This window comes from Candidatus Villigracilis sp., assembly GCF_057083605.1.
In genome coordinates this window covers 1-20,829 of record NZ_JBXMTI010000080.1, presented here as the reverse complement: position 1 = coordinate 20,829, position 20,829 = coordinate 1, and the positions used below count along the sequence as shown (strand labels likewise).

Here is a 20,829-nt window from a genome sequence, read left to right as displayed (position 1 = left end):
TTTCACTAATCACTGCTTTCTTTCAATCCGTGCTTGAATTAAAAGAATGGATAACATTAACATCACTATCACATCCCAGTAGACCATTCGGAAATCACAGGCAGTCGCAACAAAGACATATCCCAAACCATATAAAGATCCACTCGCGCTCAAGACTAGCGCAATAGCCGCATAGGACTGCCTGTTGGGCCGAGTCTCGAGAAAGAGAAAAAGCGAGGCTGCAAATGACACTAGTGAAATAAGGACATATATCCAGTTCAAATAAATAAAACTTGTCCGCAAGGGTTCCATCCAGGTAAAAAGAAGGTCTGTTGACGGGTTGGCTGAAAAGTAATTTCCTTCGCTTTGATAACGACCCTTTGGCTTGTAAATGGTCTCTTCATAATAATAGGGGGCACACACACGCCCGGTTTTCAAATTAAGGACACCCACAAACACATTCAAACGATGCTTGAGATATGCTCTCGGATGGTCAACAACCTCACTAATCCAGGTATTTGCAAGATCTTTGACCAGTGCAGGGTCTTCGAGTATCTTGAAATGAATATTCGTAAAATCGGGCCAGTACAAATTTTTCATCGACCTTATCCGGTAAATCTGCTTCAGATCCATAAGGGTTGGCTGCTGAGAAGAAGCCATATATTCTGGAATGACGTATGTTTTTGTATGTATCGAGATACCCGCAAGATCATGTAACATGATCTGCTGGAAGGGGTATGTTTTTGTTTTTGTGATCAAATTATCTGCCAGGTTTCCGATCACAAAAACAATGGCGAAAAGAACGAAGCCTGAAATCATGTTTTTCCAAAACGAGAGCTGCCTGCCTGTTTTGAAGGAATAGATTTCAGCCAATACAAATCCTGAATACAGAAATAAAGGGAAAACAGCCAAAATCGCATTATGCCTGATCAACATCCCATATCCCAGGAAAATAACTCCTGGAATAAAAAGTTTGATGGATCGGCTTTTTCCAGATAATAAAATAAGGGAGAACCCAAAGATCAAGGCAGATGTCATGGAGACATCCTTGACCATTGTACTTAGAAGCATGAACGCGGGCGGGTAAAATCCGATCAACAGGTATAAATTCCCGCCTGCTGAATTGGGAGATAAAAATTTTATTAACATGCCAAGCCCGGCCCAGAATAAAACAACCTGAAATAAAAACATTCCCATGGGTCCGGGAATGAGAAGATTTATCTGCCCCCAAACCCAACTCATGACCGGAGGGTGCCAGTCGCTATAGACGCCGCTTCCTGCCTGTATAAACTGATCAATTGCGTCATTGTCCATATACCCCGGCTGAAAAAGATATATGGTAAAGAGAATACAAAGCATGACCCATAAAAATAACGGTGAAATTTTAGATTTCATATTCAGACATTATACACTCGCGTCCAAAGCGACTATTTTGTGACTTAATAATCAGTTCTTTTCCGCGAAGTTGGTGTACAAGTCATGCCAAGTCCCGGAGAGCCATTTACAGGATAAAATATGAAACGGATCGTGTCGATCGGTTTTGTCAGCTTGATAGGCAATGCAAATACATGTTATCCATCCCTGTTAGTAAAACCAAGATCATTCCGCCCCGCCGACGCTCTGAACTTCTCACGCGCAAACGGCTGTTGGATATGCTGTTCGAGGCGCTCGATAGAAAACTGGCACTTGTGTCTGCACCTGCAGGATATGGGAAGACTTCCTTATTGATCGACCTGGTCGATCAAAGTGAATTGCCCTCCTGCTGGCTGGCGCTGGATGAACTGGACCGCGAACCTCAACGTTTTGCAGCATATTTTATTGCTGCACTGGCAGAGCGTTTTCCAAATTTTGGCAGTCAGTCGAAAAATGTTCTTGAGAACATGTCCTCGTTCGAGCAGGATATGGAACGCCTGCTGGTAACGATCTGCAATGAGATCATCGAAAAGATCCGCGAGCATTTTATTTTTGTGCTGGATGACTTTCACCTGCTGGAGGGTGTGCGGCCCGTTCAGGATTTTATCAACCGCTTTATTCAATTGATGGATGAGAACTGTCATCTGGTAATATCCTCGCGGATTCTCACCGGATTGAGTAACCTACCCCTGCTTGTGGCGCGTGAACAAGTCAGCGGCTTGAGTTTTTCAGACCTCGCCTTTCAGCCGCAGGAACTGCAGGCCTTGCTCGCACAAAATAACAACCTGCAAATTTCGGATGAACAAGCCAGAGAATTAATTGAAGAGACCGAAGGGTGGATCACAGGTCTGCAGTTCTCAGGGGCGGAGATTCTGCCAAAGAACCCAACCAACCTTGCCGCTGGAGATGGAACAGCATTATTCGATTATCTGGGTCAACAAGTGCTGGGTCAACAACCCGCTGATTTGCAGGAGTTTATTTTACGCACCGCCCTGTTTGAAGAATTCGATGCATCCCTTTGTGAGATGGTTCTGTCACCATTTTACTCAGAAGAACAAGACTGGCAAAAATGGATAAAGACCATCTCCAATAATAATTTATTTGCCCTGCCTGTCGGCGCGGACGGGAGATGGCTGCGCTATCATCACCTCTTCCGTGATTTTATCCGCGCGCGTTTTGAATGGGAACGCCCGCAGGAAGTAACGCTGATCCTCTCCCGCCTCGAATCCGCTTATGAGGCTATGGGCGAATGGGAAAATGCTCACCATATCTGCCTGAAACTGAATGATATGGATCTGCTGGCCGGGATGATCGAACGAGCCAGCACATCCATGGTGCAGCGTGCGCATCTCACACTGGAATCCTGGCTGAATGACCTGCCCACATCCATGTTGCGGACGCGACCAGGTCTGCTTTCCATTCGAGGGACGATCACTTACACAAAAGGGAATTTACGGGAAGGTTTAACGTTGTTAAATGAAGCGGAACGGTTGTTTCGTCAGCAGGAAAATATCTTTGGGACAGCCCTGACCTTATCGCGGCGTGCCATTGTCTACCGTTTTCTCGGCGAATACGAAAAAGCGCTTCTCGATGTAAATGAGGTAATCCAATTAGCTGAAGATCACGATGACCTTAGTATGCTTTATGCGGAAGCCCTTCGGATCAAGGGATTGGTTTTATATCGTTTGGGGCACGCGCGCAACTCGATAGAGTTTCTTGATAAATCCCTGGGCTTGTACATACGTTTGAAGGATGAAGCCAATATACCGGTCTTATACATGGAGACCGGGATGGCCTATCGGGCGATTGGAAATTACTCGGATGCAACCACTGCTTATGAAAAAGCCCTGAATATCTGGCGGCAGGAAGGGAATCTTTTCTGGCAGGCAAGCCTGCTGAATAATATGGCAGGTATGTATCATGGTCAGGGTGAATATGAAAAGGCCGCACTAACTTTCGAAGAGGGCCTGCTTTGTGCCCAGCGCAGTCACTATACCCGCCTCGATATATTGATTTCCATTGGGCTGGGGGACCTGTACGCCGAACTGGAAGATTTTGAAATGGCTCAGCAAAACTATCAACATGCATCTGAAGTTCTTCAAGACCTGGATGATCGTTTCTTGCTTCACTTTCTTGCGTTCGCGCAGGCAAATCTGGCATTATTGCAAAAGGACCCCGCCCTTGTTCGTGAGATTATCGAACAAGTAATGGGTTCAATTCACTCAGGCGGTTCAAACTATGAGAATGGCTTGCTCAATCTTTTTCATGGGCGTCTTTATTTGTTGGAAGGCAACCCACACAAGGCCGTTGAGGAATTGGAAGGTGCAGAAAAACATTTTACTGAAGACGGCCGGAGTATTGAAGCAGTTTCGGCTCGTCTATGGCGCGCAGCGGCTTGTAATCAGGAGGGTGATCACAATGAAGTCATTAAGATCGTCACTGCTATGCCTGCGAACCGCGGAAAATTTTCCAATACCATCCTGATCACCGCTCTCCAGGCGCGTGACTGGTTGAACGGCCTGCAAAAGGACTCAACGATTGGGCGCACCGCTCGTGAACTGTTTGCGCAGGCTGACCGCCTTGCAGGCAAAATACCTGCGATTCGTCGTCAATTACGGCGGCAGGCGCATGTGGTTCCGAGCCCTACTCCCCACATCACCGTTCAGGCTTTTGGGTCGGCTACTGTTTACGTCGCTGACAAACCGCTGGCCTTATCAGATTGGCAAACCCAGTCAGTTCGCGATTTGTTTTTTTACCTGCTCTCAATATCCAAACCGCTCGCCAAGGAGCAAGTCGGCGAGGTGCTTTGGCCCGATGTATATGAACCATCCAAACTAAAATTGCGTTTCAAGAATGAGATCTACCGGCTGCGCCGTGCCATCGGCCAGGATGTCATTATTTTCAAGGATGTTTTCTATAGCTTTAACCGCAACCTTGATTATGAATATGATGTTGAGGCATTCGAATATTTTCTCGCCAAGGCGAAATCAACGGAAGATGCCAGGGAACAAATAAGCCTGTATCAAAAAGCGGTGGACCTGGTGCTTGGCCCATATCTAAATGATATATATGCGGATTGGGCACTGCACGACCGAGAACGTTTGGGCCAGGCATATCTCAATGCGCTTGTAACCCTGGCAGATTTATATCAAAAACATGCACAGCCTGAAAATGCGCTCATAGCTTGCAAGCGAGCAATTGAATATGACCCTGCTTGTGAAGCGGCATATCGGGCAGCCATGCAAACCTACAGCCGCCTTGGCGACCGCGCTTCCATCACACGCATTTATCAATCCTGCCTGGATGCCATGAAAGAGCTGTTCAACTTGCCACCCTCAGACGATACCCGGGCACTTTACCAGCGCCTGACAAAATAAACCCTTGCACTAAATACATCTATACAAATTTTCAAAACAGCCCTTTTTAGGGCTGTTTCTTTTTAATCTTTTGAAGCCTCCTTTGAAGCCTGGGAATGAGTATCTTGTAATTAACAAATTAACCCAACCCATAAATTCAAAAGGAAACCTGCCATGAATAACAAAATTAATCTCATCGTTTCATCCCTCCCAAAGATCAACCGCCAACATATTCAACTCTTCTTCGTCATCCTCTCCCTGACAATGCTTGTTCTCGGCGTTGGCGCCCCGGATGATGGTGGTGGCGTAACCAAATAGTGATCCTGCTTGCCGGCATTGTGACGGGATTGCTGCTGGGTTTGGGGTGGGCGCGTTGGCGCGGTCACCCATACCAGCCGCCTGATTTGAAGCATCTTTGGATGGTCTTTGCCGCCTTCCTGCCGCAGTTCATCCTCTTCTATCTTCCGAATGCCCGCCAGGGAGTCCCAAATTCATGGGCGGCAGTTCTTCTAACCACCTCCCAGCTCCTGTTTCTGGGGTTTGCCTGGTTCAACCGAGAACTGCCCGGGATGAAAATCCTGCTTATTGGAGCGGCACTCAACCTAACGGTTATGGCAGCGAACGGCGGGTTTATGCCGATCAGCCCGCAAACGGCAAGTCATCTGGTTCCACAGGAAGTATTGGATGATATCCAGCCTGGCCAGCGCTTTGGCACGAAAGACATTCTCCTAATCCCGGAGCATACCCGCTTCGAATGGCTTGCGGATCGTTTCCTACCCCCGGCCTGGTCCACCTACCAGGTGGCCTTCAGCCTCGGTGACGTATTTATCGCTATCGGTGTTTTCTGGTTGCTGGCCCGCCAGAGAATCCCACAAAAAAACCTTACCCTTGGAGGTATAACACCATGATCTCTCCACTTACCTATCAACCTAAAATGAAAATCAGTATGGCACCCATCTCCGAATCAAACGGATTGAGCCGTATCTTCGCCGCTGCAATCGTCAATCGCCAGTTTTGCCAACAGCTCCTTCAAGACCCCCAGGTCGCGCTTCAAAAAGGATACCTTGGTGAGACCTTTTCGCTCAGCAATGAAGAACGTGACCTGATCGCCTCTATCCGCGCAGAATCACTCACCGACTTTGCCAGGCAAATAAATAGAGCCCTTAGGAATCAATACTAACTTGAGTATCAGGCAACCATCATGTGAAAAAATTGCAGTAACAACAGAATTCCTGCAACCATCCACATCCGCCTATTGCTATGATCACAGACCTTATGTTGAACAAACTTCCCAACCCCGCACAGAGGCTAAACGCCATGTTCGAGGCATTTGACGATATTCTGCTTGTGTTGGATCACAGCGGAAAGATACTGGATTATAAAGCCGGCAGCGGCTCACAACTGAAAGTTCCAGTTCCCCCGCAAGCTCCTTTGAGATTTCAGGATTTTTTCCCCGGTGAAGCCCGCCAGAAATATGAAAATGCAATTCGCGAGCTTCATAATGGAAGCAAAGTGGCCCTGTTTGAATATATGCTCCCGATGCACGCAGGCGAGTTCTGGTACGAATCCTGCCTTGTCCCTTTTACCGGGGATCAGAACATTATGTTCGTCAGGAACATTACCAAACATAAACAATCATCGAATATAGAATTAACCCTTGCATATGACAGGACAATTGAAAGCTGGTCGAACGCTCTTTATCTTCGCGACCAAGAGACGGAAGGTCATACTCGCCGCGTTACAAATCTAACGCTACGGCTTGCTCGCCGCATGGGCATCCCTGACTCAGATCTGATCCATATCAAACGCGGATCCATTTTGCATGATATGGGAAAGGTGGCGATTCCAGACAGCATCCTGTTTAAACCCGGCCCGCTGACAGAGGACGAATGGGTAATCATGCGGCGGCATCCTCTGATCGCTGCGGAAATCCTTAAACCGATTCCATATTTTGCATTGGTATTGCCGATCCCGCGTTCACACCACGAAAAATGGGACGGAAGCGGTTATCCCGATGGGCTTGCAGGGGAAGCCATCCCGCTCTTTGCACGCATCTTCGCCTTTGCCGATGTGTATGACGCACTTACATCAGACCGGCCTTATCGGCCTGCCTGGTCCAAGACGGATGCACTCGATTACATTCTCAAACAATCAGGCCAGCATTTTGACCCATCCATCGTGCCCGTTTTTATCAGTATGGTTGCAGATTAATTATTGCTTTTCGGCGTATCGGTGGTCGTGAGGGGAATGCAGATACGAAAAGGGGAATTGGGGTGCACGCTGAGGATAACTCAGCGTGTATTTTAATTTAGGAAACTTCCTTCTGTTTATGCTCCCAATAAGCCACGCTCACAAAAGCCCCAAAGATGAAGACCAGGCTGCTGATATACGCCCAAAATAGAAAGGCAATAATGGTTGCCACTGTTCCATACACCAGATTTGAAATTGAAATATAAGTGGCAACGAAGGCCAAAAAGGTTTTCTTTGCAAGCTCCCATAGTAACCCGGCTCCCATTGCGCCGGGCAAAACCTCACGCCAGGTGGATTTCCCGTGTGGGAGCATCATATACACTGCCATAAATAAAGCAATATCCAATAGGGTAGTCAGCGCCGAACCGATCCATCCACTAAGGGGCAGGATCAGGTTGGGCAGCCAAAATCGGAGGTTGGCGATCACACTGCCTGCAAGGGAGATCAGGAAGAGAGTCGGCCCGACAAAAGCCAGCACAAACAGGATCGCTCTTCCCCGCCGCCTCCAGGCCGCGCGGCTTTGCTTCATATCCCAGATGTCATTAAGCGTATGATTGAGTGTGTAAAAGACCGAAGAGGCTGACCATATCAGACCGATCAAAGCGGCGCTGCCGACAGCCCCGCGTGCTCGAATGATCTGATCTATGTTTTTCCCCAATAATTGACCCAGGGCCGGCGCAATGAATTCCAGCCTTTGAACAATAACGTGCTGGTCTATCTTCGGGCCAAGGCCAAAACTCGCAATGGAGATGCTCAAGAGAATTAATGGAAAGAGTGAAAACAGCGCAAAATAGGCGATGGCTGAGGCCATGATTCCAGTATCAGGCTTTAGAGTCCTTTGTGTCGCAGCCCATAAGACCCGTAACCAGCCGCGTGAAAGCACATTCAATTTGTGAGCGATTCGGCCAACATGTTGTTGAAGGGCCATCAAAAAATCAGATATGTGGTGCGGTGTCTTCATTATTATCTCTTCTGGCATAAATAACACGTTTTACGTGGTGTCCTGCTTAGTAATACCACGGTGCAACAGACGCCGTTCAAAGCCAAAGAAACAAGAGCTTAGCCGCGGATTACACGGATTTCGCGAATTGGTTTTAAAAATCTGTGTAAATTCGCGACATCGTGCCCGAAGGGTAAATCCGTGGCAAAAGATTTTTAGAATCCTTGTTCCTTAGTAGCGACAGCGAAGAATCTCTAGGATTATCATAGAGACCCTCACCGCACTGTATCCGCAACGCGGTGCATGTGTCGCTGTCGCTCACATCATCCCGATATCCTTCAGGAGGGAATCACGATTGGTGCGAGCTCACTAAATAACATAACCTTAATATCTTCAATTCATCATAGTTTATAGTTGCATTTAATTTTTCGTGCACAGGCTTCAACATATCCGCGCCCAATTCGTCGAAGGCATGAAATACTTTTTGCTGTTGGTCAGCGTCCAGCTTTGAAAGCGAAATCAAATCCTCCGCCGTGCGAAGCGGATTACCCGCCATAATAAATCGCGCCAGGTGATTCAAGATCGTATCTGCGGTCACACCATAACGCATGGTTAAGGCCTCAATGCTTTCGCCCGCGTTATAGGCTTCGCCCACCACCACATATCGCCGCCCTGCATCCTTGTCTTTATCGCGCATCGGCGTTTTGTATTTTTCTTCGATCTTGTTTTCCCTGCAATACTCTTTGATGATCGCCAGAAAATCCGCGCCGTATCTTTCATACTTCACCTTGCCCATCCCGCTCATGTTTAATAAGCCATCTTTATCTTGTGGAAAATATGCGGCCATTTGAGCCAGCGTCTTGTCTGAAAAAATTACATAAGGAGGCACGTTCGCCGCATCTGCCAGTTCTTTTCTTTTATTGCGCAGTAAAGCGAAGAGTGACTTGTCATAATCCGACTCTTCTGTGGATTTGGATTTGACTCTCGCGCCTGATCTTTCGCTTCGCTTCGCCTCGTTGATCTGACCGAATACCTGCTCCCGCGATTTGAGCATTTCCAACCCCTTAGCCGTCACCGACAACACACGATAGGCGGGTTCCTGAATCAACAGCCCACGTTCCACCAGTTGACGGGAGATGTGCATCCATTGTGACTTGGTTAATTCCTTTCCAATGGCATACGTGGATATTTCATGATGTTTATATTTTTCAACCTTTTCATTTTTAGAGCCAAGCAAAATATCCACGATATGCGCCGCACCAAATTTCTCCCCGCTGCGTTTGACGCAGGAAAGAAATTTCTGGGCAGGGATGGTGATGTCTGTTTGTGCGCTGGGCTCCGCGCCGCAGTTATCGCAGGTGCCGCAATTTTCCTGAGAATAAGTCTCGCCAAAATAAGAAAGCAGAGGTTTGCGTCTGCAAATACTTCCCTGGGCGTAACGAGTCATCGCCTCCAAATGTTGATAGGAAGAGCTTCTCTCAGGTTCTTCTTTTTGATCGATGAAATACCTGATCTTGCTCGCATCGCCATAACTGTAAAGCAATAAGCAATGCGAAGGCAAACCGTCCCGCCCTGCGCGGCCAATTTCCTGATAATAGCTTTCCACACTTTTCGGCAAATCAAAATGGATCACGAAGCGCACATTCGGCTTGTTGATGCCCATGCCGAAGGCGATTGTCGCTACGATGATCTGTGCATCATCTCTAATGAAGGCTTCCTGATTGCGCTTGCGTTCGCTATCCTCCAGCCCTGCGTGATAGGGTCTTACGGAATATTTGTAGCGTGCCAGTGTTGCAGCGAGTTCATCCACTTGTTTTCGGGAGAAACAATAGATGATCCCTGATTGGTCTTTGAAGTTTTCAAGGAAACGCAGGGTCTGCGAGACGGGGTCGCGTTTGGGTGTCACTTCAATGAACAGGTTCTCTCTATTAAAAGAAGCAAGGAACTCGTTCGATTCAGTGAACCCCAGCGAAGACTTAATATCCGCGCGGACCCGTGGGGTGGCGGTGGCAGTCAACGCCATGCAGACAGCGGATGGGAACTTCCTGCGCACATCCACCAGTTGACGGTATTCGGGGCGGAAGTCATGTCCCCACTCTGAGATGCAGTGGGCTTCGTCAATCGCGAGCAGGTCAAGTTTCAGCGAGGAAAGAAGCGAATAAATCCTGGGAGTCAGTAAAGTCTCAGGCGCAACATAAAGCAGTTTGGACTGTCCGCTTTTCACAGAGTCCATATTCATTTGATATTCTTCGGGAGCCAGCGAACTGTTGAGAAAAACAGCAGGCACGCCCAGCGCGCGTAGCTGCTCCACCTGATCTTTCATCAAAGCGATGAGCGGCGAAACGACAACGGTAAGGCCTTCAAGCATCAACGCGGGCACTTGATAAGTGAGCGACTTGCCACCGCCCGTCGGCATAATGACCAGCGTATCGTGCCGCGCCATCACGTTGTCGATGATCTCGCGCTGCAACGGCTTGAAGGTATCGTATCCAAAAGTAGATTTGAGGATGGATTCGGAGTTGGGCATCGCTCGATTATACCGTCGTGAAGTGTATAATCAAACCATGCAAGAGACACGACGATTGCCTTATCTTTGGGACTACGACTTTGACGCAACTCAATTCAAGGAGATTTTGGAAGGCCGCCGTACGTTAGGGCGGCTGGATTCAGATTGGGCGGCACGTCGTTTGATTGAATATGCTTCTTATGAGGAGATCGTTCATCTAATAGGATTCAAACGTCTCGTGGAAAATTGGCGGCGCTGGCGTGGAAAAATTCGCTCAAAAAGCCGTGTGCGCGGCCTGGATTTTTTGGTACAGTGGCTGCCAGAGAAACATCCGGAGTTGTTAAATGAATAATCCTTCTTTTTACCTGGACACACTATATCCTTTTCAGGACCGTGTGATTAAAGTTCTCAACCAGGCGGATACTGAGTTTTATCTTACGGGCGGAACGGCTTCCTCGCGTGGTTATCTACAACATCGCTTTTCAGATGACCTGGATTATTTCGTCAACGACGATAATCGTTTTGGCTTATGGGTGGAGCGTATTATTCAAGCCATCGCACAACCCAAAGGTTGGTCATGCCAAGTCTTGATGAAAGAAGAAAGATTTGCCCGACTGAATTTGACCGAAAATGATCTTTTGCTCAAACTGGAGTTTGTAAATGATGTTCCCGCTCGCGTGGGAAAGATTGTGAATCATCCCATACTTGGGCGGATGGATTCTGCTGAAAATATTCTTGCAAATAAAATAACCGCCGTTTTGGATCGTGAAGAGCCAAAAGACTTTGCAGATATTTGGGGGCTTTGCACTCGAAAGGGACTTTCTTTAAAAGAAGCGATCAACGGCGCGCAGGGAAAGGCAATTGGAGTTTTTCCTGCCGACCTCGCGCGCGTACTCTGTTCTGTAGAACCAGCAGATTGGCAAGCAGTCCGCTGGATTAACGCGCCGCCCGTTGACCTTTTTATTTCTCAAGTAAATCAATTGGGGGAAGGGTTATTGTTAGTGTAGTAGCACTGCCGCGGCTTGAAAGTACGGTATCCAAAAGTGGATTTAAGGATGGATTCGGAGTTGGACATGGTTGGCTGATTATCCTTCCCCTGTTTTGTAGGTTTCTATGAGAAATCAATAATATTAGTGGTGAGTTGAAGAGATTGGTTGTTTGCGCTTTGTTAACCGTGTGGTGAGAATCAGAGCAGCTACGATGATGATCGACCCCAGAACGGGATAGATCAGCCACAAGTAGTATTCCAAAAAGAACCAACCCCAAACTGGGCCAAGTGGGATAAATACAAAAAAGATCCATCCATCGGAGAGCCATAACCGCTTATAAGCACGCCACAAATTGTCCGGGACAACATGCGCTGCAACCGCACCCATGAAGAGGGGAAATCCTGCGAGCATGAATTGAAACCACACGGCAAGTCCGAACTGTAAGTAGAACGCAATCAGGTGGATGGCGAAAACTGCGAAATACCCTACATGAAATCCGATAAACGCACCTTGATGGGTATACAAGCGGATTATTACATGAGATGCCCCTTGTCTATCCTTCCATACAGGGTTTTTATCTGTAATTGTCAATAGACCAATGAGAAGTGGCAAGATAAATGAAGCGCCGATATAAATGGTAACCAAGTCTTTTGCTATTTGGCGGTTGGGAAAGGGCCATCGCAGGGCAGGGATTATTAGGATGTAAGAGAGAATCCATATAGCGAGCCAGATAAATGCATGAATCAGGTCTAAGCCTCCAACCCAATCTCCTATTTTCCGCATGATAGCTGTTGTAACACGCGGCCAGACGGGCAATGGCCCATCGCGGACTTCATTCACCAGTCTTTGAATGCCAAATATAGAAAAGACATCCCCTGATGACAGTTCGGCAGGAGGCGGGTCTTCTTGCATATTACTGATTATGGGTTGCATTGGTATTTCAAGCAGTTCTTTTGGGAAGATCTGCTGTTTTTCATTTTCATCAAGCGCGCGATAGTTCCCGGCTTCCAAGAGGGATTCTGCCTCCGATAAAGTCCCGAGACCGCCGTTTTTGTACAGTATCTTGAGAATAGCGATTAATACAAGGCGGTTATTCTTATAGATCTGGCTTTTGCCGCGTTCCCAATCGCTGACGGCTGCGCCGCTGAAGCCCAGATCACCCAGCTCCTCCCCGAGCAACTCCCCAAGCCTCTCCTGTGAAAGCCTTCGATAGGGATGGTAGGGATCGGCGCACTTGTTGCGAAAGTTACGCAAAAGCTTGCCAAAGGCGTTCATAAACGGGTGCGGTCCTGCTTTTTAGGTCGCACCAAGGCATGTGAAAATCTTTCCATAACGGACTTGATTTTGCTCCCTCTAATCCAGTAAAGTAGCATTTGCGAGATTCCAGCCAGGAAATCCCTGAAAAGAGCCAAAATGCGTTGGGGGCTGAGAATTCCCAATTGCATATAACGCATCAACACACGAATGGATAGCCTTATAGCCAAGCCGCGATCTCCCTTTAACATATATGCCAGCGCCAGACGGCGCAGGCTGCTGATGGAGCCTGGGTCATTCCCAATTTGTTGACGGACCTGGATTGATTGTTCAAGGAAATTAATTGCACCTTCCAACTCGCCCATTTCCATTAAGATGGCGCCCAGTTGTTCATAACCATCCGAAAGACCTCTTGGATCCTTCAGTTCATCATACAGTGCCAGCGCCTTCCCACACAGATAGCGTGCCTGCTCTAAATCCCCCAATTCATAATGGAGCCATGCCAGGTGATGCGTCCCAGTGGCCAGGCTGGAGATATCCTTGTGCACCTCACCACGACGGCACAACTCCAACAGGTAATCATTTGCCTTATCGAATATCCCCTTTTGTCTATAGACAACTCCGAGCATGAGGGTAATCTGATCAGACGATGCTACCATTCCATTTTTTTTGCAGAGATCATCGATTTCGAGATACAACCTGAGCGCCTTATCTAGTTCGCGCCGATTCAGGTAGTAGGCAGCGACCTCAGAACGAACACTGATAATCGACTGCGTGTCATTGACTTTGCTAAGCAACTCCTCTGCGTGTGCCAGCGTTTTCAATGCAGTTCTGTATTTTCCCTGATTGATCTGAAGCCGACCAAGCGCAGATACCGCACGTGCGTGGATATTCTGATTATTCTCCTGGCTTGCTGTTATAGCAGCCTGCCAACTAGCATCTGCCTGTTCCCACTGCCCAAGCGAATATTGTGCATTCCCAAGGATTAACAATACTTGCGAAGGATTCCTTTTCAATCTGTCGCACGCATCCAACCCTGTTGTACACCAATCCGCAAGATCGAAATCACGACCTCTCAAATGAAGATAAGGTTCCAAAATTTCCATGTACGCGAGCAAAAGTTCAGCAGCGTAGCGCTCGTGTTGTTTCTTTAACCACTCCACTGAGGCGCGGATGTTTGCGAACTCCCTGTCGATCTGGCCGGGCTGATCCTTGATACTTGATAACAGTCTCAGGCGTCCCTCAGCGGCAAGCTTCGGGCCGGAAGAGTGCCACAGAAGAAAGGCATTTTCTTGATGCTTATTTCCTACGGAATGTAAGGCTGACTCTATCAGAGCAATCCCTGTTCTTTCCATATTACCGGCAGGTCTCTGGCGATGAACTGTCTCGTAAGTTGGTGAATGCCATAACGGATTTGTTCCTCTGCATAAGACACATCAAGCAGAGAATAATTAATCAATTGTTCAAGGGAATTTGCAAGTTCGGTCTTGTTCTCCGCGAGTCCGGTGCCGAGCAACTCTTGCAGGCCAACTGTTTCGATGGCTGTTTTTCCAATATAGACCAGAATACTCCGGGCTGTTTCAGATAACTGTCCCCAGCTTTCTTTGAAAATAAAGAAATACAAATTGTTATTTGCTCCGCGCATTTGGTTGAGAATGTAATCCAGATCTACGAACCTGGCCTGGGCAATTGCTAGTTTGATTGCCAAAGGCGAGCCGCCAGTGAGCTGCCAAATTTCCGCAAGTGTCTCCGTGTTTGCGTTTTGAATTTGCTTCACGCCAAGTCTTGCAGCTAGAGAGTGAATAAACAGGATGGAATCACCCAATTCCAAACCTTCAAGTGTAAAGGAATGGGCAAAGCCAAAGTGGACTTTGACGCGGCTTGTGATAATGGCCCGGCTTGCTCCCAAAATATTTCTCAGACGACCCACAAGTACATTTGCATTCTCAATGGTTTCAAGGTTATCCACAAAAACCAGATAGCGGTCACGCCTTAAAATCTGACTCAACACAGTTTCTCTGGCTTTCATATCGCGTGTGAATAAATCCCACAATTGCAACTGGCGTGCCAACGCATCCAGCAGGTTTTCATAGTTGAGAATCGGGGATTGCAATGAAATAATTTCGTTTCCGGTAAGCATCTCCTGTTTGGCCGTTTCTCCGATCACTCCTTGAAACAAACCCTTTCCTATGCAACGACGAGCCAATTCAGCAGCCATCGAAGTTTTTCCCATTCCTCCCAGGCCGTCAATCGAAATCAATGGAAGGCCATTATCGCTTTCCATGAGTTCCAGTAGTTTTGCAAATTGTTGCTCGCGTTGTGGCAAGGAAAAGTAGTCTTCATCTGGGATTCCAGGGGGCCATAAATCCATCGATGATAGGTTGTTCCCGTTATGGGGTGCAGATTCGGTGAGGGGAAATATAGAATCAATTTCCTCCTGATCGAGGGAACGATAATTTCCAGCGTGAAGTAAGCTGTTTGCCTCGCCCGGGTTAGTCATTCCACTGCATTGATGAAACACCTTGATGATCTTCAACAGAACCGGGCGCTGGTCGGCATGAATTTTACTAACCCCACGTTCCCAGTCGCTGACTGCGGCACCGCTGAAACCGGCTCCCATATCCCCTCCCAATAATTCCCCAAATTTTGCCTGGCTGAGAATTCGCTCGGGGTCATCTGGGTCCTTGCAGCGTTTGCGAAAGCCACGCAATAATGTTCCGAAATTTTCCATAAATCATCCCTTAAGCAACGCTTGAGAAGCCATAAGCAAATGCTGATGGACTCCCGTATCGGCTAATCGTATAAGTGGCGGTAAGGCAAGTTTGTGTTCCACTGCACCTTAATAATTTAATCCTTATTACTATCCCACGTGACGTGAATTCTCGTGCCGTTATTTGAGCCGGAGTGGATTTTGATGTTTGCGCCAACCAGGGTCGCACGCTCGACCATGCCAGAGAGGCCAAAGTGGTGATTCGCCAGCAGGCTGTCCAGCTCAAGTTTTGAATCAGCATCAAAGCCTTTGCCGTCATCATGAATATTTAAATCCACTTTTTCCGAAGTTAGGGTTCCATAGATGGAAATAGTTCTTGCATCGGCGTGTTGAAGACTGTTTTTGCAGGCTTCCTGCACAATGCGGAACAAATGCTGTTCGATGTGCTGCGGAACTCTCTCCTCGCTGGCTTCAAGATCTGCTTTTATCCTGACCTTGTCGCCACTTCGCTCCATGAGGTTATCTGCAAGTTCAATGATGGCGGGTTTGAGACCATACATTAACATAGGTGGGCGCAAGTTACTGACGATTTCGCGCAAGCGATGGGTTATCTCTTCGTAGGAAGTCTGGAACTTTGGTGAAAGGCTGGTTTCACCAAGGTTTGTGCGAAGGAATGCAAGCTCATTCAAAATACTGTCGTGCAATTCCAACGCGAGATGCATGCGTTCCTGTTCATTCCTTTCAATGTCGGTCTGATACAACTTCCGTAATTGTTCTGAGTGAAGGATATTGCTTAGCGCGATGGCAGTCTGGTTGGCAATAGATTGCAGGATCGGAATCTCTGCCTGGGGATAGATATCGTCCGGGTCGCGGCGTCCGAGAAGCCAGAAGCCGATGAAAGAATCACCAACCTTGAGCGGCAGAATGAGGCGGGTCCAACCGCTGGCTGAAGAAACATATGGAAGATACACCCCCGCTTGCGAGGCGAGTTCATTCATGTCGTTTTCGTGAGGGAGTTGTTCAGGGTTGATGTTTCCAGTGAGCAGTGTCTTTAGTTTTCCATTGAAAACCTGCATGAAGACGAACTGACGGACAAGCAGACTTGGAAATACTTCATCATTAAGAAATTGCAGAAGACTGGGAATTGATGTGCTTGAAGTAATGCGGTTTGAATAGGCTTCCTGAAAGTTTTGGTAGGGAAGTTTGATGCCGAAAAAACGTTTATCCACGAAGGCTTGAAAAATAGGGAAAGCGGTAATTGCCGTATACATGGCGGCAAGGATCACCAGTACACCGATAAAGATCGCTGTTTCAAGGTTCATATCCAGGCTTGTGATGGGGACAACAAGAATTAATAGTGCTGTTCCAAAAAGAATCAGAAAAGCATAAAGCGAGATGAACCGGTTCAGACGTACTTCCAGCCCTCCCATTTGGCGGCGGTAGATAACGTAGAAATAAGCCAGCGGCATGAAGGGCAGGGCAAAGAGGGCGGCAGGCCCGATGTATGGAACCGCGCCGACGGTTACAAGAATCCCAAAAATGATCGATGGAACAAAAGCGAGGATCATGGAAGAGGCAAGCAAACTCACATCACGGCGCTGGTCTTTCTGCTGAACAAAGTGCATGATTTCAAGAGTGATGCTTCCAAGCAGGGCCGCAAGAAAGGCAAGAGCATACAGGCTTTTTGGAAGGGATTGTGTGATCTCCGCTGTTGCAAAAGTGAGGCCTGTCAGATAGAGGAGAATCCATGCTACTTTTGGCAGTTCTTTAAGCGGACGGGGAAATACCCAATGCAAGTGCAGGTAAACAGGTAAGAGCAGCCAGGTGATAGCGTGTAACAGGATCGAGCTTTCCCAAAGATGAGAGGCAGACAAAGTGCCAAAGATAAGCCAAAGCGCGGTCAGATAATTGGCAGCAATAAACAACCTGCGACGATCATCTTTTGGACGAATCAACAATTGCGCGGCGGTGCCAAAGAACCAGAAGATGAAAGCCAGCCCCCAGATGTTAATGAAGCGCGTTTTGAATACAGCCGGATCGAACCCCTGGAATTCCCACGGGATGGTTAATTTTTCGCCATTGCGGATAACGGTGATCTGCACGATTTCCCCCACTTGCACACCTTCGAAGAAGAGAACTCTGGCATCTCTTTTGTAATTTTCCCAGGTGACAGGCCCGATCTGTACCAACAAATCATCTTTTTGCAGAGTGGGTGCTTGCTCGGGTTGGGAATAAATCTCTACAACACGCCCATTGCTGTTATTAAAGGCGAAGCCGGAATAGGGGTCGACGAACAAAACGCCGTAGGTATACCAAACCAATATGAATAATACAGAAACGGGAATGAGCAGTTCACTGATTTGCCAGCGTTGGGGTGAGGTTTTGCGCATGGGTTTCTCTTTATGGAACTGGATTGGGTTTGCTTGTTCAAAGAAGGAGGTGGTTCGATTATAGCGCAGTGTAAAGATTTTTAACGTAATTTATCCGTTCATGCCAAAGCTTTTTGATAAAAGCCGGCAGTTTGTAAAAACTATATTCTGGAGGTATTTCCAATGAAACAAATGAATAGCTTTCGCGAGTGGTTATCCGCTGTGAATGTGGGATCCACATCCCTTCAACGCCATTTGGCAGCATTGACCCGCCTCAGCCGCGACCAGGTCAATTCGGCTGCCGCGTTCAACCCCTGGTACATTTGGGAAGCTGGCGAACCTGCCAGCGTATCGTAAGAAAGTATGCAGGCCGGGGAAACCCGGCCTGCACAAGGAGTAAATTAAATGGAACTATATGAAAAAATTGTTGATGAGTTCTCAGAAATTTCGCACGTAAAGGAATGGCCTGAATTACAGACGTTGTTTCGCCGCGTTGCATCGGTGAAGCCCGCACATTGGCTCCTGCCTTTGCATACCTGTGAAGCCGTTGGAGGAACTGTGGAGCAATCCATCCCGGCATTGGTGGCTGTAGCTTGCAGCCATATTGGCATTGTGCTGGTGGACGATATGCTGGATGCTGACCCACGCGGCGAGCATTTGAGAGTTGGAGAGCCTGCCGTTGCGAATATGGCTTCTGCTTTGCAATCCGCGGCGCTGGCGATAGTTTCCCATTGTGAAATGACCTCAGACGCAAAGTTGCTGGCGATGGAAAGCGTGAACGAAATGTTCCTTGCTACAACCATTGGCCAGCATTGGGACGTCAACTCGATTGTTGCGGATGAAGATTCGTATTGGAGAATAGCGAAGGCAAAGAGCTCGCCGTTCTTCAGCGTGTCATTGCAAATCGGTGCGTTGATGGGTGGGGCTTCGGTACAGCTTGCCTTGCAAATTAAAGAGTTGGGGAATTTGTATGGGGAAATGATCCAAATCCACGATGATATCAATGATACGCTGGCTGTTCCCGCAAAGCCTGATTGGGATGATGGTCGCTCGCCGCTGCCGATCCTTTTTGCCCGCCTGGTGGAACACCCCTTGCGCGCGCGGTTTGAGGAAATCCATCCGCATGTCAGGAGCAACCCAAAGCTTTTGGATGAAGCGCAGGAAATCCTGATCCGCTGCGGGGCGATTAGTTATTGTGTTTATCAGTTATTGAGTCGATATGAGATGGTGCAGGGAATTTTAACTGACCTGCCAATTAAGCGGCGTGAAATCCTTGAAAAGATTTTTGAAGATGTAGTTCAGCCTGTCTTTCAGCTTTTTCAGGAAGTGGATAAAACTTTTACCTGGGCGTCTCAGGTTGATTCGGCGTGATCAACCCCAGTTGCCGCGCTTTGGCGATGGCCCCGGCGCGGTTGTGAACATCCAGTTTGAAGTATGCACCGGAGAGCAAGTTTCGCACTGTGGAATTGCTCACGTTCATCTTCTCTGCCAGGTCAGCAGTGGAGTCATCGGGGTATGCGGCGCACAGGGACAATACTTCCAATTGACGCGGGGTGAGAAGTTCAGTTGATTCGGTGGATAAATATTTGGAATATAACTTATGCGCGATCTGACTGAAATGGATTCCGCCCCCTGCAATGCCTTTCACCACGCTTCCCAAATCCTTAAGAACGGCCTGGTCGTCTTTCAAGATATATCCGCCTACCCCCGCATCCATCACTGCGCGGATCAATCCGCGTTCGGCGTGCATACTGATGACCAGGATGTTGAGGTCGGGGTGCGCTTGCAGCAGCCTCGGAATGGCGTGCAGGATCGGGTAAGGATTTCGATTTTCACTTGATGTGGGGACGTTTACATCCAACAACAGAACATCCACAGGAATATTTTTGAGCGTGGGCTCCAATTCATCCCCAAAACCCATCATTGCCACTACTTCGATCTGAGGCTCTTTCTCCAATCGATAAACATATCCATCCACAATGGATTGATGGTCGTCCAGTATTGCTACGCGTATTTTTTTATTCATGCAATATGTTCCCTCTCCATATTAGAGTAACAAAAAGGCTCTCCTATTACAAGACCTTTCAAGGATTCAGTACAAATGCCTATGTCTTTTGATTGCCTGTCTATTGAAGATGAAATTGGAAACCCCTACAATAATGAAAGCAATGTGAAGATACCAGACTCTGTGTCATACGGAATGGCCCATTGTTCTCAATTCCATTTGCAAAGCGGGGAAGGGGATAGGATGTGCTTCAACCTTGCGGGCGGCTCGAACGCCGGGAGACCGGTGGGTGAGGTTGAAGCGCATCTGGGTATTTTGGGGGAAATTGGGGCTTGAAATTATGAAGAAAAGATGTAAAATACTTGACATAGTACTTTTGGGTGGTTGTTGAAAGTTCCCCCCATACCAAGTAATTTCAAACAGTTTTTCGTATTTTATTCGTTTATCTATTTTGGGAGGAGAAAATGAAAGATCAGGAACATTTGAGGAAAGTTCAGCTTCCTGTCGACCTGAAATTGTACAAGCTCACGCTTGAACAGATCAGGCGGATTGATGAAATAATTGACGAACTTGGAGAATATGGTGAGGTACACATTATTGTGCAAAAAGGCGAGTTAAGATATATCAATAAGGTTGAAAGTTATAAACTGTGGAATAAGGAAGACAATAGTTAGTTTGTAATATCTTCCAGATTATCCCGTACGACAACTTAAGAACAACTCGGCTTTGGCGAGGGCGAAAGATTCCCGGAAGTCATGACACATCCTGATCAGGTGTTGTCGTGGCTTTTTTGTTTTCTAATCTATACAACTTTATGAAACATACAAAGAAGATGTAACTATAATATATTCTGCTAAAGGAGAAAGAGGATAATCATGTATATGAAAAAGGTAATCTTCTTATCTTTCATTATTTATACACTATCGAGTTGTTCAATGTTCGAGGGTAAGAATCCTAATACTGTATTGGAGTGCGAAGAAATTATTGCAGTTCCGACTCCCGTGCTTGATTCAGAAAAAAAATATTACATCGTGCTAGTTGAGGGTTCAGAAGAATAT

At 47.4% G+C, this 20,829-nt stretch carries 18 protein-coding genes; 10 read left to right on the top strand and 8 right to left on the bottom strand.

Going from position 1 to position 20,829, the window contains the following annotated elements:
- Positions 1-9: 9 nt before the first annotated feature.
- Positions 10-1,293 carry a hypothetical protein gene (locus AC14M5_RS12420; RefSeq protein ID WP_484029986.1) on the bottom strand — a complete coding sequence of 428 codons (1,284 nt, stop codon included), beginning with the start codon at positions 1,291-1,293 and terminating at the stop codon, positions 10-12.
- A 254-nt stretch (positions 1,294-1,547) separates the two neighbouring features.
- On the opposite strand from AC14M5_RS12420, the gene AC14M5_RS12415 reads away from it, so the two are divergent.
- From AC14M5_RS12415 to AC14M5_RS12395, 5 genes are all read left to right on the top strand, one after another.
- On the top strand, positions 1,548-4,769 hold the full coding sequence (locus AC14M5_RS12415; protein ID WP_484029985.1) for a tetratricopeptide repeat protein: 3,222 nt from the start codon (positions 1,548-1,550) through the stop codon (positions 4,767-4,769).
- Positions 4,770-4,922: 153 nt separating this feature from the next.
- Complete coding sequence (locus AC14M5_RS12410; RefSeq protein WP_484029984.1) at positions 4,923-5,066, top strand: hypothetical protein; 144 nt, start codon at positions 4,923-4,925, stop codon at positions 5,064-5,066.
- Positions 5,066-5,656 carry a DUF5317 domain-containing protein gene (locus tag AC14M5_RS12405; protein WP_484029983.1) on the top strand — a complete coding sequence of 197 codons (591 nt, stop codon included), beginning with the start codon at positions 5,066-5,068 and terminating at the stop codon, positions 5,654-5,656. Before AC14M5_RS12410 ends, AC14M5_RS12405 begins: the two co-directional genes overlap by 1 nt.
- A complete protein-coding gene (locus AC14M5_RS12400) occupies positions 5,653-5,928 on the top strand; it encodes a hypothetical protein (RefSeq protein WP_484029982.1) in 276 nt (91 codons plus the stop codon). The genes AC14M5_RS12405 and AC14M5_RS12400 overlap by 4 nt, the downstream gene beginning before the upstream one ends.
- A 95-nt stretch (positions 5,929-6,023) precedes the next feature.
- Positions 6,024-6,959, top strand: a complete 936-nt coding sequence (locus AC14M5_RS12395) for an HD domain-containing phosphohydrolase (protein ID WP_484029981.1) — start codon at positions 6,024-6,026, stop codon at positions 6,957-6,959.
- A gap of 97 nt (positions 6,960-7,056) precedes the next feature.
- Here AC14M5_RS12395 and AC14M5_RS12390 read toward each other — a convergent pair whose 3' ends face one another.
- Both AC14M5_RS12390 and recQ read right to left on the bottom strand, forming a co-directional pair.
- Positions 7,057-7,959, bottom strand: a complete 903-nt coding sequence (locus AC14M5_RS12390) for a YihY/virulence factor BrkB family protein (RefSeq protein WP_484029980.1) — start codon at positions 7,957-7,959, stop codon at positions 7,057-7,059.
- Between the two features lie 328 nt (positions 7,960-8,287).
- Positions 8,288-10,465: a DNA helicase RecQ gene (gene recQ / locus AC14M5_RS12385; protein ID WP_484029979.1), complete on the bottom strand. Its 2,178-nt coding sequence runs from the start codon at positions 10,463-10,465 to the stop codon at positions 8,288-8,290.
- A gap of 37 nt (positions 10,466-10,502) precedes the next feature.
- Here recQ and AC14M5_RS12380 point away from each other — a divergent pair, with 37 nt between their 5' ends.
- Complete coding sequence (locus AC14M5_RS12380; RefSeq protein WP_484029978.1) at positions 10,503-10,796, top strand: hypothetical protein; 294 nt, start codon at positions 10,503-10,505, stop codon at positions 10,794-10,796.
- Positions 10,789-11,451: a nucleotidyl transferase AbiEii/AbiGii toxin family protein gene (locus tag AC14M5_RS12375; RefSeq protein ID WP_484029977.1), complete on the top strand. Its 663-nt coding sequence runs from the start codon at positions 10,789-10,791 to the stop codon at positions 11,449-11,451. Before AC14M5_RS12380 ends, AC14M5_RS12375 begins: the two co-directional genes overlap by 8 nt.
- A 123-nt stretch (positions 11,452-11,574) precedes the next feature.
- Here AC14M5_RS12375 and AC14M5_RS12370 read toward each other — a convergent pair whose 3' ends face one another.
- The 4 genes from AC14M5_RS12370 to AC14M5_RS12355 all read right to left on the bottom strand — a co-directional run bounded on the left by AC14M5_RS12370 (position 11,575) and on the right by AC14M5_RS12355 (position 17,787).
- Entirely contained in the window at positions 11,575-12,708 is a 1,134-nt protein-coding gene (locus AC14M5_RS12370; RefSeq protein WP_484029976.1) for a hypothetical protein, read from the bottom strand.
- The gene (locus tag AC14M5_RS12365; RefSeq protein ID WP_484029975.1) at positions 12,705-14,042 is read right to left on the bottom strand and encodes a tetratricopeptide repeat protein; all 1,338 of its coding nucleotides are present in this window, start codon (positions 14,040-14,042) and stop codon (positions 12,705-12,707) included. The genes AC14M5_RS12370 and AC14M5_RS12365 overlap by 4 nt, the downstream gene beginning before the upstream one ends.
- Positions 14,018-15,418: a helix-turn-helix domain-containing protein gene (locus AC14M5_RS12360; RefSeq protein WP_484029974.1), complete on the bottom strand. Its 1,401-nt coding sequence runs from the start codon at positions 15,416-15,418 to the stop codon at positions 14,018-14,020. Before AC14M5_RS12360 ends, AC14M5_RS12365 begins: the two co-directional genes overlap by 25 nt.
- A gap of 116 nt (positions 15,419-15,534) precedes the next feature.
- Entirely contained in the window at positions 15,535-17,787 is a 2,253-nt protein-coding gene (locus AC14M5_RS12355; RefSeq protein WP_484029973.1) for a sensor histidine kinase, read from the bottom strand.
- Positions 17,788-17,949: 162 nt separating this feature from the next.
- Here AC14M5_RS12355 and AC14M5_RS12350 point away from each other — a divergent pair, with 162 nt between their 5' ends.
- On the top strand, positions 17,950-18,123 hold the full coding sequence (locus AC14M5_RS12350) for a hypothetical protein (protein WP_484029972.1): 174 nt from the start codon (positions 17,950-17,952) through the stop codon (positions 18,121-18,123).
- A gap of 48 nt (positions 18,124-18,171) precedes the next feature.
- Positions 18,172-19,137, top strand: a complete 966-nt coding sequence (locus tag AC14M5_RS12345; protein ID WP_484029971.1) for a polyprenyl synthetase family protein — start codon at positions 18,172-18,174, stop codon at positions 19,135-19,137.
- Here the strand turns inward: AC14M5_RS12345 and AC14M5_RS12340 are convergent.
- Positions 19,106-19,792: a response regulator transcription factor gene (locus tag AC14M5_RS12340; RefSeq protein ID WP_484029970.1), complete on the bottom strand. Its 687-nt coding sequence runs from the start codon at positions 19,790-19,792 to the stop codon at positions 19,106-19,108. The genes AC14M5_RS12345 and AC14M5_RS12340 overlap by 32 nt on opposite strands.
- 443 nt (positions 19,793-20,235) lie before the next feature.
- Here AC14M5_RS12340 and AC14M5_RS12335 point away from each other — a divergent pair, with 443 nt between their 5' ends.
- A complete protein-coding gene (locus AC14M5_RS12335; RefSeq protein WP_484029969.1) occupies positions 20,236-20,445 on the top strand; it encodes a hypothetical protein in 210 nt (69 codons plus the stop codon).
- Positions 20,446-20,829 lie beyond the last annotated feature (384 nt).